Origin of the sequence: Blautia sp. AF19-13LB (genome assembly GCF_003479105.1) — a bacterium.
Taxonomy (GTDB): domain Bacteria; phylum Bacillota; class Clostridia; order Lachnospirales; family Lachnospiraceae; genus Fusicatenibacter; species Fusicatenibacter saccharivorans.
Genome location: NZ_QUGO01000010.1, coordinates 21,273 through 35,688 on the forward strand (window position 1 = coordinate 21,273; position 14,416 = coordinate 35,688).

At 45.0% G+C, this 14,416-nt stretch carries 10 protein-coding genes; all 10 read left to right on the top strand.

All coding sequences use genetic code 11. The features are described from left to right. Positions 1-5: 5 nt before the first annotated feature. The 10 genes from DWX32_RS11615 (at position 6) to DWX32_RS20150 (ending at position 14,276) form a co-directional block, all read left to right on the top strand. On the top strand, positions 6-539 hold the full coding sequence (locus tag DWX32_RS11615) for a hypothetical protein (RefSeq protein WP_118660132.1): 534 nt from the start codon (positions 6-8) through the stop codon (positions 537-539). A gap of 30 nt (positions 540-569) precedes the next feature. Next, entirely contained in the window at positions 570-1,001 is a 432-nt protein-coding gene (locus DWX32_RS11620; protein ID WP_118660134.1) for a hypothetical protein, read from the top strand. Beyond that, complete coding sequence (locus DWX32_RS11625) at positions 1,001-1,600, top strand: Gp15 family bacteriophage protein (protein ID WP_118660136.1); 600 nt, start codon at positions 1,001-1,003, stop codon at positions 1,598-1,600. The genes DWX32_RS11620 and DWX32_RS11625 overlap by 1 nt, the downstream gene beginning before the upstream one ends. Before the next feature lie 64 nt (positions 1,601-1,664). Continuing rightward, positions 1,665-5,015, top strand: coding sequence for a hypothetical protein (locus DWX32_RS11630; protein WP_118660138.1), 3,351 nt, complete (start codon positions 1,665-1,667; stop codon positions 5,013-5,015). 11 nt (positions 5,016-5,026) lie between these two features. Beyond that, positions 5,027-5,407 carry a hypothetical protein gene (locus DWX32_RS11635; protein ID WP_118660140.1) on the top strand — a complete coding sequence of 127 codons (381 nt, stop codon included), beginning with the start codon at positions 5,027-5,029 and terminating at the stop codon, positions 5,405-5,407. After that, the gene (locus DWX32_RS11640) at positions 5,404-11,250 is read left to right on the top strand and encodes a hypothetical protein (protein ID WP_118660142.1); all 5,847 of its coding nucleotides are present in this window, start codon (positions 5,404-5,406) and stop codon (positions 11,248-11,250) included. Before DWX32_RS11635 ends, DWX32_RS11640 begins: the two co-directional genes overlap by 4 nt. A gap of 11 nt (positions 11,251-11,261) precedes the next feature. Next, positions 11,262-11,468, top strand: a complete 207-nt coding sequence (locus DWX32_RS11645) for a hypothetical protein (protein ID WP_118660144.1) — start codon at positions 11,262-11,264, stop codon at positions 11,466-11,468. Between the two features lies 1 nt (position 11,469). After that, positions 11,470-11,955 carry a hypothetical protein gene (locus DWX32_RS11650; protein ID WP_118660146.1) on the top strand — a complete coding sequence of 162 codons (486 nt, stop codon included), beginning with the start codon at positions 11,470-11,472 and terminating at the stop codon, positions 11,953-11,955. A gap of 488 nt (positions 11,956-12,443) precedes the next feature. Further along, complete coding sequence (locus DWX32_RS11660) at positions 12,444-12,956, top strand: ImmA/IrrE family metallo-endopeptidase (RefSeq protein ID WP_117760945.1); 513 nt, start codon at positions 12,444-12,446, stop codon at positions 12,954-12,956. 249 nt (positions 12,957-13,205) lie between these two features. Further along, entirely contained in the window at positions 13,206-14,276 is a 1,071-nt protein-coding gene (locus DWX32_RS20150; RefSeq protein WP_118660148.1) for an N-acetylmuramoyl-L-alanine amidase, read from the top strand. Positions 14,277-14,416 lie beyond the last annotated feature (140 nt).

The window sequence follows — 14,416 nt, forward strand, 5'->3', positions numbered from 1 at the left end:
AAAACATGTCTAAACTTGAGCGTGAAGCAATGGCCACTTACCTCGATTCGACATTCAAGAGAGTCGTGGCATCCGCAAGCTGGGTGCTGGTAGGTGACGACATCGAGGATATGTCCGTAGAGCTTAACCCGGACACCGAAACAACCAAAAATATTCTCGGCCAGACCAAAACGAGAGACAACGGATATGAGCCGTCTATGGACGCTGATCCGTTCTATGCTGACCCGGATAACAAACTGTATCCGGTACTGCGAGATATCGCCCTTGAACGTAAAAAAGGCGATGCCTGTAAAACCCTTATGCTGGAAGTCATCGTGGAGGACACAGCGGCGACCAATCATCTTGCGTACGTGCGTGAGGTCATCGTAAAACCGCAGTCTTACGGCGGCGATACTGCAGGCCTTAATATCCCGTTTGCCGTTTCCGAGGATGGCAAATTCACCAAAGGATACGTAAGCGCAGCTTCTCTTAAAACCGGAACTCCGGAATTTAATGAGGGCGCAGCGCCAGCTTCCGATAAAAGCACATCCCTGGCGTAAGATCACACACGAATAGAAAGGAGCTTTTAGATGAGCAATAAACTGGTAAAACCGCAGAGTAACGACATCATTATTGATGATGGCTTAAAAACTTATTATATCAAAAATAAGCAGGGCCATGTATACGGGAAATTTGATTTTCGACCGTCCGACACCAATCTTATCTCGCGATATGATGAGGTTGTAGAGCATCTGAACAGCTTTTCAGCGCCTGAAAACGAACCGGCGGACATCAAAAAGGTTGAAAACATGGTTGCTGATGAGCTTTCCTATCTGATCGGATCGGATTCAAAAGAATCATTTTTCAGCATCTTAGGCCCGTTCTCTCCGCTTGCTTCTGGAAAACTGTTTTTCGAAGAAGTTGTTGACGCTATCGGCCGCGTGATCGAAACTGAGACCGAACACAGGGCGAAAAAAGTTCGAACACGTATGAATAAGTACGTTACAAAATATCGTAAATAATGGACGCGTGGAGCCTTCCGACATCGCTCAACGTTGCAGGAAAAGAATATCCAATACGCTCAGATTATCGAGTGGTATTGGATATTTTGCAATGTATGAACGATCCCGAGATTTTCGAACCAGATATGACCGAGGACGAAAAGAGGGCGGAACAGGTCATAAGTATGTTAGCTATCCTCTATATTGATTTTGACGATATGCCACCCGGAGAATGGGAAGAAGCTGCGGAAAAAGCATGTGAATTTATTGACTGCGGTTTTTCAGAGGACACAAAGCGAAAAAGGCCAAAATTAATGGACTGGATACAGGATGCAACCATTATTATTCCGTCCATCAATAAGGTTGCCGGAAAAGATGTGCGCGGTCAGAAGTATCTGCACTGGTGGACTTTTTTTGCTTTCTACATGGAGATCGGGGAAGGCACGTTCGCAACTGTGGTAAGTATCCGAGATAAAAAAGCCAAAGGAAAGAAACTGGACAAGTGGGAACAGGAATATTACAGGGATAATAAGGCTATCATCGATCTCAAATCGGCAAGCGGCCAGAGAAGCGAAGAAGAAAAAGCAGCTCTTAGAGAGCTTTTTGGAATATCAAAATAACTGCCGGAGCATACGGAGTACCGGCACAAACCGTTAAAAGTTACACGGTAGGAAGGAAAAACGCATGGCGGGACAGGCTGACGGCTATATCATCATTGATACGGAGATTGACACCAACGGCGCAAAAGCTGGCAGTAAGGAGCTGGAAGCGAATGTGCGGCAGTGTATCTCGTCTATTAATGGTCTTGGAGACAAGGCCAAAGCATCACTCAACAAACAGGCGAACGCGTTCTCGAAGCTGAACGATCAGTACAGAGAGCAGGAAAAAAGAGTCGAACAGCTCAAAGAAAAGGTTGCTGAACTCGGAAAACAGCAGATACCGACCGACGAATACAAAGAGATTCAGGCACAGATAGAGTCTGCTAAGACGCAGATGGACAAACTAATCTATGCGCAGGAAAAATTTGTGGCGCTGGGCGGAAGTGAAGACAGCAAAAAGTATAAGAGCTATCAGTATGATATTGACCAGCTCGCAAAAACAATTGAATATGCAAAAGGTGAGTTGCAGGATCTTGAAGAAACAGGAAGAGCGTTCACGTCCGCACTAGGATCAGAAACTCCAACCCAGCAGTACGCACAGCTTGAGTCAGAACTTGCGAAATTGGATGAGAAAATTTCGATTACCAAAGAAAAATGGGATGAACTTTGGTCGTCGAATGATGACGGAAGTAAGACGGCAGAAATGGGAGAGCTTGCGGTTGACCTTGACTTTTTACGTGACAAATACGATTCGGTCGCAAACAAAATGCGTGAGATGGAAGAAGCCGGTACTGCAACGATTAATACCGAACCTACAAAAGAAGCAGCAGCGTCGACGGAAAAACTGGCGCAGGAAGAAGAAAAGCTGGCAAATATCAATGACCGGCTGAAAACGTCATATGACGGCGTAAAAGACACCATTGATAATTATTCGAAATCAGCAAGCAGCGCAGCAACAAAAAAAGCCGCTGGCGACGGAGAAAAGCTGGCAAATTCAAATAAAAAAGTGGCTGACAGCGGAAGGAAAGCCGCAAATTCGCTGAAAGAGACCGGAAGCGCGGCGGGAAATGCCAAAAACGGAATTATGACGTTGCTAAAATACGGTCTAGGCATCCGCTCATTATTCGTTCTTTTCAATAAGCTGAGAAGCGCGGTTGTGGCTGGAATGTCAAATTTGGCGCAGGAATCCGGCTCAACCAACTCGGCTATCTCTATGTTGTGGGGCAGCTTGGAACGGCTCAAAAACAGTCTTGCGACAGCATTTGCGCCGATTCTTACAGCGATTGCACCGATTCTGTCAAAATTCATCGACATGCTTAGCACCGCGGCAACTTACGTAAGCATGTTCTTTTCGATGCTGTCTGGTAAGAAAACATATACTCGAGCATTAGCTGTTCAGAAGGATTACGCGGCATCTCTAAGCGATACGGCATCGAGTGCGGAAGATGTAGCGGACGCAACCAACGACGCGGCAGATGCGGCAGATGCGGCCGCAGAAGCAACGGAAAAATACCTTTCTCCTCTCGATGATCTGAACAAGATGGATTCGAAAAGCGACAGCGGTTCCGGCAGCGGCGGGGGCGGCAAATCCCCGGGAGCTGGCGGCGGTGGAGGAGGAACAGGCAGTGCGCCGATGTTCACGGAAGAGCAGATCCCTAACGCTTTTCTGGATAATCTGCAGAAAGTTTTTGATTTACTGAAAAAGATTAAAGACATGTTTATGTCCGGCTTCTGGGATGGCCTTGGAGATTACAAACCGCAGCTTGCAGAGCTGAAAAAGGATCTGGCATCCATCAAAAGGAATCTTGCGGAGATCTTCACGGACCCGGAAGTAGTAGGAGCCGCAAAACGCTTTGCAGAATCTGTAATCTATAATCTCGGGGTCGTAGCCGGATCAATAGCAAGCGTAGGTCTTACACTGGCTGTTAATCTTGTAGGCGGTTTTGAAAGCTATCTAAGCAGAAATAAGGATAGAGTCAAGAAATTCTTGGTTGATATTTTTAACGTCGGCACAGAAATGGCAGATCAGTTTGGTCTTATTGCAAAAACCATAGCCGAAGTGTTTGCAAACACGTTTGGAACACAGACGGCACAGGATCTGACTGGAAATATTATTGGAATTTTTGCAACTTTGGGAGGTCTGGCCGTAGAAATTTTTTCACGATACGAACGGGATAAGATGTATCTTATTTCACAGCCGTGGATTGACAACAAGGATAAGATAACAGAAGCAATTAATAATACAATTGCTCCGATACAACATCTCGCGCAGGTTATCGAGGACTTTTTAAACGATACATCCGACAAAATTATTGCATTTTATGATGAGAGCGTTAAGCCATTTATTGATGACTTCGAATCAGGCTGTGCGTCTATTTTGGAAACACTGCTTGATCTTTACAATAGTTATGTAGTGCCTATCATCGATGAATGGGGAACGCGGCTCGAAGATTTGATTAATGGACCTCTTACAGATTTTGTCGATAAATTCCTTGATGTGTGCGCAAAAATCATTGATGCGCTACAGCAAATTTGGAATAACGTTCTTGTTCCCCTTATTAATTGGATTCTTCAAAATGTAATTCCGTTATTGGCTCCTGTAGTACAATGGCTAGGCGACGCGGCTATTGATTTATTGGGCGCTGCGGTAGAAATGGCGAACGGAATTCTGGATATGCTCGGCGGTTTGATCGATTTCCTTGTTGGTGTGTTTACGGGCGACTGGAAAAAAGCTTTTTCCGGTGCAGGACAAATAGCACAGGGATTTGCGGATACATGCGGCGCTGTAATTGAATGGATTGGAGACTATATTTTAACTCCATTTATGTCACTGGTGAAAAAATTATTCTCTGTTGACTGGGTAAAATATTTTGGCGTAGCTGGCATTGCTCCGCAGGTTCTTTGCGATTTGATTAAGTCAATATTCGGAACTATGAAAAACGTATTTATTGGGATTATGAATTTTATTAAATACGCGTTTACTGGTGACTGGCGGAATGCTTGGCAGAGCGTCAAAAATATCTTTTCGAGTATCATGAGCGGAATTGGTGATGTTGTGCGTGCTCCGATTAATGGGATCATCAGCATGGTTAATCAGGCAATCGGAGCAATCAATAATCTGATCCGCGGCGTGAATAGAATTCCGCATGTAAATATTCCAACTATCGGAAGAATCCCACATCTGGCATCCGGTGCGGTCATCCCACCAAACCAGGAGTTTCTGGCAATGCTCGGAGATCAGAAAAGCGGAAACAATATCGAAGCACCAGAGGGGCTTATCCGTAAGATTGTCCGGGAAGAGTCTGGAAAAGGCAATGGAAGCTATACTTTCGTTGCACAGTTGGACAGAAAAGTCCTGTTCAAGGAAACAATCAGCGAAGCAAAGCTGCAGCAGATACAGGGTGGAAATAACCCATTCGAGCTGTCTACGACTTAAGGAGGGCATACATGGCACAAAATCATTTGCAGTTTGATGGCTACACGCCGCCAGATGTTGACGAAGATGGTTACACAATTGCTTTTGCAGCAACATCTTCGGACGATTCCGGGCGGCTTATGAACGGCAAAATGGTCAACACAAGGTTATTCACCGTTGAAGCGTATAACCTTAAATGGACCGATATTACCCTTGAAGCAGCAGCGGAAATCCTTTCAAAGACTGTTTTCAAGTCTCAGTTCAATTTCCATTATTTCAATATCAAAACCGCAAAATGGGAGACACATGCTTTTTATGTTGCAAACGTTGACACAGCGATGTATTCCCTCAAAGAGGGCGAGGAAAAATGCACAAGTCTTAGTTTCCAGGTAACGAGGATTGACCCATCATGAAAAATGTAAGCACAGAATTTAGGAAAAAAGTAGAAAACGGTTCTGCATGTTATGCGTACGCGAACGTGGTTTTACGGAACGGCACAAAATTGACTCTGGATCCGTCCAAAGATTTTCGAATTGACGGTAACAGCATCACCACCAATGGGGGAAGTTCATTCCCCCTCGGTGTGGCGCTTTCAAGAACAATAGAGCTTAATTTGGATAACTACGACGGAAGATTTGATGCCATTGACTTTTACGGCGCAGAAATCACGCTTTTTACGGGAATGACGCTGGATGATGGAAGCGTAGAAAAAATCAAAGAGGGAATCTTTTCTGTAGTTGAGCCGACCACGCCGGGATCCACAATTACGCTTGTTGCTGCAGATTACATGGCGAAAACATCCGATAGTTACGTTGCAAATACGACGTTTCCGGCGACTATATTTAATATCTATCGGGATGTCTGCATTCAGTGTAATCTTGTTGCTGGCAGCGCGAAATTCACAAATGGTGATTTCGTGGTAGATGCAATTTCTGAAAATGTTACATGCAGGGAGATGCTCGGATATATCGCTATGATTGCTGGCGGAAATGCCATGTGCGATTCCAACGGTGCTGTTATTATTAAGAGCTATGATTTTTCCGGCCTTAAAAAGTCAGATGGCACGTATGATTACACGAAAGCACAGAATTTTTCTGGATTTCAGAAGAATCCGAGCATTTCGACAGATATGATTCGGATAACTGGAGTTAAGGCGGAGAATGACGATGGAGACGAAAAGCAATCTTATATTGTAGGTTCGGAAGATTACTGCTTCTTGATCGAAAATCCATTGATTTCCGGCAAAGAAGCACAGGCACTGCAGCTAATCGGAAATGTTATTGTTGGTCTGGAATTTTACACTTTCAGCGGAGATCACATTTCAAACCCGCTTGCTGAGTTTATGGACCCGTGTTTCGTGCAGGATATGAAAGGAAATCTTTTCTTTTCGGTTCTGAGCAATATTACTTACACGTACCTTGGCAGTACGTCTATTTCATGCGATACAGACAGCCCAGAAACCGTAAAGTCGCAAAAGGCGACATCTGGCTCGAAAGTATACCAGAATCTCAAAAAGCAGCAGCAGGTTATTAAAAAAGAATTTGAAAAACAGATGGACGCTCTCGAAAAACAGGTTTCCAACGCGCCCGGAACCTATATTTCAAGCGAAGTGCAGCCGGACGGCAGCAGCATCTACTATCTGCACGATAAGCCTACACTTGCGGAATCCAAAAGTGTTTTCAAAATTACAGCTGATACAATCACAGCATCGACCGACGGCGGAAAGACTTGGAACGGTGGATTTACTGTAGATGGAGTCATGATAGCTAAGATCATGACTACTATCGGCATCAATTTCGATTGGGGAGTTGGCGGAACCCTTATCATCCAGGACAGAAACGGAAAACAGACCGTCTACATGGATGCTGAGACGGGAGAAGTCCGGCTTAGCGTGGTTTCTCTTTCCATTCAGGGCGAAACGGTGGCAGATATAGCCGAAAAAAAAGCGGAATCTTCTCTGAACGACTTTAAGAGCAATATATACAACCCTATGATTTCCAACCTGCAAAAGCAGATTGACGGTCAGATCGAAACGTTCTATTACGATTACGAGCCTACGCTCAACAACGTTCCGGCGAAAGAATGGGATACCGAGGAGAAGAAGACGGCTCATGAGGGAGACTTATTCTATTGGAAGTCGAAAGGCTATGCGTACCGCTTCCAGAAAGACGGATCAGCGTGGAGCTGGCAGCTCGTACAGGATACCGATATCACGCTTGCTATGCAGAAAGCCGCAGAAGCCAAAGACACAGCAGACTCAAAGCGCCGCGTTTTTACAGCTACGCCGTATCCTCCGTACGATGTAGGTGACCTGTGGGTGGGCAATGACACTTCCGATCTTATGAGATGCCAGCGCTCACGTCAGTCCGGCTCCTATGATGCGTCTGATTGGATCAAGGCAGTTAAGTATACAGATGATTCTGCGCTTAACAACTTCATTTACACTGATTATGCAGAAACGCTTGTCGAAATCTCTAATTCGATTGACAAGAAAGCCGAAACGTGGTTCCAAGCAACAGATCCGGCGCTCCAATGGACAGATAATAGCACATCTGAACCATTGCAGGACCATACCGGCGCAAATATCACAGACAGCACCGGCGCAAACATTCTGACCGTATGGGAACGCGAAAAAGCGGCTCATAACGGCGACTTGTGGCATAACACGACTAACAATGTCGAATACATCTATAAGGACGGAAGCTGGCATGAAATGAGCGTTCCAGACGATGTTTTTGACAAAATCGACGGCAAGGCGCAGATTTTTGTTGGCGAACCGATTCCCCCTTATGACGTAGGCGATACATGGTTCACCGGAACAAATATCCTTGTCTGCGTAGTTAAGCGCACATCTGGAAAGTATAATGCGTCCGACTGGGCGAAAAAAGATACTTATACAGACGATACCGCGCTTGAAAACTTCCTTTCCGGCGACTACAAAGAGACTATTGCCAACTTGTCTACTCAGATTGACGGTAAGGCGGAAACGTGGCGGCAGAGCACTGATCCGGCGGCCAATTGGACAACGGATGAGCTGAAAGCCCAGCATAAGGGCGACTTGTGGAACAACACAGAGAACCAGAAAACTTATATCTATAATGGCTCAGCATGGCAGGAAATGACATCAACGCCGCCGCAAGCCGTATTTGACGCGATTGATGGCAAGGCTCAGATTTTCGTTAAGCAGCCAACTACGCCGTATGATGTGGGTGACTTATGGTTCGATTCTTCCAGTGCAGATATTATGACCTGTACGACTGCGAGAGAGAGCGGAAATTTTAATGCTACAGACTGGGAAAAAAGAAATAAATATACTGATGACTCCTCTCTTAACAACTGGATCAAGGGAGAGTACGCAAACACTCTTGCTGATGTTAAGAATCAGATAGACGGGAAAGCCGAAACGTGGAGACAGAGCATAGACCCGTCTAAGTCGTGGACAACGGGCGCATTGAAAAAGCAGCATAAGGGTGATCTGTGGTACAACACGACCGAGCAGAAATCCTATATCTACAACGGTAGCGCGTGGGAACAGATGAAAGCAGAGCCGCCGAGCGGTGTCTACGATGCCATTGATGGAAAGGCTCAGATTTTCGTAAGCCAGCCAAAACCTCCGTACTCGATCGGCGACCTCTGGTTTGACTCATCGACCGCGGACATCATGACCTGCGTAACAGCCAGAGAGTCCGGCTCTTATGTTGCCGGAGACTGGCAGAAGAGAAATAAGTATACGGATGACTCCGCCGTAAAAGCAGTCAGCAAGGAACTGGGCGATTTCATCACTGCATATGACGAAGAAATGGAGAAAATCTCCAATTCGATCGACAAAAAAGCAGAAACATGGTATCAGACAACCGACCCATCCTTGCAGTGGACGGGAACGACCGAAGAAGCGTTGCTGGATCACACCGGAGCGACCGTTACGGACAGCACCGGCGCGGCAATCATGACCGTGATTGAAAGTGAAAAGATGGTTCACGATGGCGATCTCTGGAAAAACCCATCGACCAATAAGGAATACATCTATCAAGCCGGAATTTGGCATGAAATGAGCATCCCGAACGATGTTTTCGACATCATTGATGGAAAGGCTCAGATTTTCGTAAGCCAGCCAAAACCTCCGTACTCGATCGGCGACCTCTGGTTTGACTCATCGACCGCGGACATCATGACCTGCGTAACAGCCAGAGAGTCCGGCTCTTATGTTGCCGGAGACTGGCAGAAGAGAAATAAGTATACGGATGACTCCGCCGTAAAAGCAGTCAGCAAGGAACTGGGCGATTTCATCACTGCATATGACGAAGAAATGGAGAAAATCTCCAATTCGATCGACAAAAAAGCAGAAACATGGTATCAGACAACCGACCCATCCTTGCAGTGGACGGGAACGACCGAAGAAGCGTTGCTGGATCACACCGGAGCGACCGTTACGGACAGCACCGGCGCGGCAATCATGACCGTGATTGAAAGTGAAAAGATGGTTCACGATGGCGATCTCTGGAAAAACCCATCGACCAATAAGGAATACATCTATCAAGCCGGAATTTGGCATGAAATGAGCATCCCGAACGATGTTTTCGACATCATTGATGGAAAGGCTCAGATTTTCGTAAGCCAGCCAAAACCTCCGTACTCGATCGGCGACCTCTGGTTCAGCTCGGCGACATCCGACATTCTGACCTGCGTTGTGGCTCGTGAGTCTGGCTCATACGTGGCATCCGATTGGCAGAAGCGGAATAAATACACGGATGACTCCTCTCTTAACAACTGGATCAAGGGAGAGTACGCAAACACTCTTGCTGATGTTAAGAATCAGATAGACGGAAAAGCGGAAACGTGGCGGCAGAGCACAGACCCAGCTAAGTCGTGGACAACGGACGCACTGAAAAAGCAGCATAAGGGTGATTTGTGGTACAACACGACCGAGCAGAAGTCCTATATCTACAGCGGCACCGCGTGGGAGCCGATGAAAGCAGAGCCGCCGAGCGGTGTCTACGATGCCATCGACGGAAAAGCGCAGATTTTTGTAAAACAGCCAACCACGCCGTATGCGGTAGGAGACCTCTGGTTTGACTCGACGAGTGCCGATATCATGACTTGCGTAACCGCCAGAGAGTCCGGCTCGTATGTTGCCGGAGATTGGCAGAAGAGAAATAAGTATACGGACAACTCCGCGGTAGATGCACTTGACAAGGCCTTAACACAGCTTGAAATTTTTAACCGACTCACCAATAACGGCGCGGCACAGGGCATTTTCTTGAAAGATGGAAAACTGTTCCTCAATTTCTCGTACGCACAAGGCGGAACCTTAAAACTTGGCGGAGTCAACAACGGCAACGGTCAAGCGGAAGTGTATGATTCCAGTGGAAATAAGATCGGAAGCTGGAACAAAGACGGTTTTAATTTGCAAAAAGGTTCCATATATGGTACGCAGATCCACCTTGAGTCACAAAATGACTATATACAATGCACGGTCAACGGAAATGAAGCTGTCAAAATCTCCACAGGCGGCGTAAAAGTTGACAGTACGGCTAACTTGGGACTTGGCGTTACTCGGAAAAAATATATTTTTGAAATGAATCCGTACGTATTCCCTGGCGTTCGATTGCTTGATCAATCAACGGGAGCTGGAATTGGTAGCACGTGGACAAGCGGACACTTCGGAATGTGTTACACAGACGATCTTTCCGGATATTCCTCTGTCACTGATTCACTTTCGAATTATGGCGTATACATGAAAGCCGGAAAAGAGGATGCAAACGGCGGCTTCTATGTAATAGGAAATGGACTTGGAAAAGGTTCACGTGTAACCACAGAGGGAATCTATACTTCTGGAACCAAAAATAGAATTGTAGATACCGAAAACTACGGTCAGCGTCTCCAGTATTGCTATGAGATGCCAAGCCCGTTCTTCGGAGACATCGGAGAAGCGGAAACGGACGAAAACGGCCTGTGCTACGTTCAGATTGACGATATTTTCGGCGAAACAGTGCTGAGAAATGACAAGTATAACGTGTTCTTGCAGAAAGAGGGATGCGGCGACCTGTGGATCGAGGAAAAAACGGCAGACTACTTTTTGGTCAAAGGAACACCAAATCTTAGCTTTTCATGGGAGCTGAAAGCTAAACAGGCAGATTACACGCTAGAAAGACTGGAAAAGAACGAAACTTCATATGAAAAAGAGCCGGAATTGGACTACAGCGAAATCGGCTATCAGACGTATATTGATTATGTAGAATCGAAAATCATAGCATGAAAGGAGCACGTATGAAAGTCTTAACAAGTTTTACTAAATTAGTAACCGGTGAGGGCATCCGGATCGCTTACACCTATTCAGAGGTGGACGATTCCGGCGACCTTATCAGTCAGAATAACCGCGGCAATTTTGTCGCGGTTAACCCGGAATTGAAAAAGCATATCGCCGCAATTGATGAATATATTGAAAATAATCAGCTCAATAAGGAGGAAAACTAATATGGCAAAATTCACAGATTACACCGAAAAAACAGAACCGGTAGACACCGACCTTGCTCTCATCTACGACACCCCAGCCAAAGTGAATAAAAAGTTTACTTTCGGTAATCTGTGGAAATGGATTGCTAAGAAAATCGTGTCTGAGGGTATCTCTCAGCTCGAGACGACTAATAAGACAATCCCGGGAGCTATTAACGAATTAAATAGTAACCGGCTCAGGAGCTCAGAAAACATAGCTTCTGCTTCTGATCTTGCTGAAGATGTACTTATAAAATGTGACTATGGAGAAATTAGGTTATTCACAATACAAAGCACAGTAAGTGTCTATCAAGGTTCTCCGGATGGCAGAGGCGGATTTCTACTTGCATATCAAAGCACAACCGGCAGCAAATACGGAATTGTTGTGCTTTTTTCTTACGCTGGAACTATATGGATGAAAATCAAATCTACTACTTGGGATGAGTGGAAAAAAATACAATTGTCTTAAAAACAAAATAGTAACCGGCTGATTGAACATATCAAACATTGACAAACAAAGGAATTTCCCATTTGGCACATTTATGGTAACTGGTGCTTGTCTTATATATACACACGGATTATATTGTGGTGATTATAATGGTTTATATATTTATTTTAGCTATAGAACTAAGAAAGGAGAAATTTATATGTTTCAGTACAAAACAAAATGTAAGTATGGCTATTCGATACTTGGCGAACGACCTCCTCGATTAGATACTAATGCGAAATATGTAATAATTGGGCAATCGAAATTTTTTCTCCATTGTGTTATTATACGGCGATTAGATGGAAAGCGTTTTCTTGGAGAAAAATATTGGATTGTTCCACAGAATAGCTTATACTAATCAAGTTCTAGTTCATTAATAATATTACTATATATAAGAATAAGTGGTATTGAATATATAAAAGAAACTGTGTTATAATATATTGACATTATAGAGGAAAGGAAAAGTGACAATGGATAATTCTACTAGAAGAATGATTAATTCATTAGCGGAAGATGTATTGAGTGCGTACAATATATCTGTACCAATTGGAAATATTGATGAAATTGTTGAAAAGCTAGGTGGTACTATCCAGAAGGAAGCTTTTTTTTCTGATGGTGCCGTTGAGAAAGAAGGAAATGGATTTAAAATTATTGTATCTCCTTTTCAAGATGAAAAAAGAGAACGTTTTACAATAGCACATGAATTAGGCCATCTTTTTCTTCACATGGGTTATCGAACCAATAATGAATTGTGGGAAAAACAGGAGAATAATATTTATCATCGAATTGGAAATTCAGAAAAGGAATATCAAGCAAATGAGTTTGCGGCAGCTTTTTTAATGCCGGCGACAGAATATCTTGCTGTATTAAACAAAGTGGCAGAGGGAAATATGGTTGATACATCTAAAATAGCAGAATATTTTAACGTATCGATAGAAGCGGCAGCGAATAGAGGAAAATTTTTGGGGTATTTAAGATGGTAGATCAAACTCAGAGATTAAGCAGATATAGAGAATTAATACAGGAACTGAATGAAACGAAAAAAATGGAAATAGCTCGACGAACAGTTGAGCTATTCTTTTCGTTTGATATCGTAAATTCATCGTTGTAACGCAGGAAAACGTAAGATACAGCCATCACCGATACGTAGTCTAACAAGCCTACAAAGAGCCGTGAGAAAAAGAGTACAATGTTCCTAAGAATCGAAATTTTGGGAAAAGGAGCATCGACAAATGAGAATTGACAGATCATTAATCAGTAACACGAACACTTACAGTGAGAACGATCCTAAATGTATCGTAGTCCACAACACGGATAACTTCGCCGCCGGAGCAGACGCGCTGGCACACGCACGAGCGCAGTATAACGGCAATTTTCAGAATATGTCCGCCCATTATTACGTGGATGATGGTGACACCGCCTATCAGGCGGCACCGCACAGCTGTGGCTGCTGGCACGTCGGGGTTAATTACGGCGGTAATAACCTGTTTGGACGCTACGGCAACCGTAGCAGCATTGGTGTGGAGATGTGCGTGCAGGCGGGATATAATTACGAAAAAGCGTTTCAGAACACGGTAGCGGTCGTCAAAGAGATCATGCGGGAGACTGGTATTCCGGCCAGCCGCGTATACCGCCACTATGATATCTGCAGCAAGCACTGCCCGAGCCAGATCATCGAGAGAGGGGATTGGGAGCGGTTTAAGAGCCTGATCAGTGGTGCGGCATCGGCCGAACAGCCAGAAAGTGGAAAATATGAGCCGGGTATCTACAAGGTTAATACCGACCTTAATATTAGAGAGCAGCCAAACGCAGACAGCCGCATCGTCGGCATGATCACGGATCATGGTAGCTATACGGTAACAGAAATTCAGAATACAAGCTGGGGACGACTGCTCTCCGGTGCGGGCTGGATCAACTGCCATTCAAAATTCTGCACGTATGGCGGCGCGGGCAAAGAATCAACCTCAAAAGCGATCACAGTCGATGGTGTGTGGGGTCATGAGCTGACCAAACGCTTGCAGGAGATTTTTAAGATTGGAGTAGACGGCGTGATCAGCGATCAGCCGACGAGCAACAAAAAATACTGTGCTGGCATCGCGGCGGCTGAATGGTCTGGCAAGCTGTCCGGCGGCTCCGATCTGATCAAAGCCATGCAGAGATGGGCAGGAGTGACCGCAGACGGCTACCTCGGACCGCAGACCATCCGCGCGCTCCAGAAAAGGCTCGGCACACCGGTAGACGGCGTGATCAGTTACCCGTCTGCGATGGTCAAGGCTTTACAGGAGTGGTGTAACCGCCAGTAAAAAATATAAAAGATATCAAGAGGCGTGGGGATTTTCCCCGCGCCTTTTTTTATTACAAAAAATAAAAAAACTAAAATAACCTATTGACGTATACGCCGATGAGTGGCATTATATAATCAAAGTTAAGGCATAACAAAAAT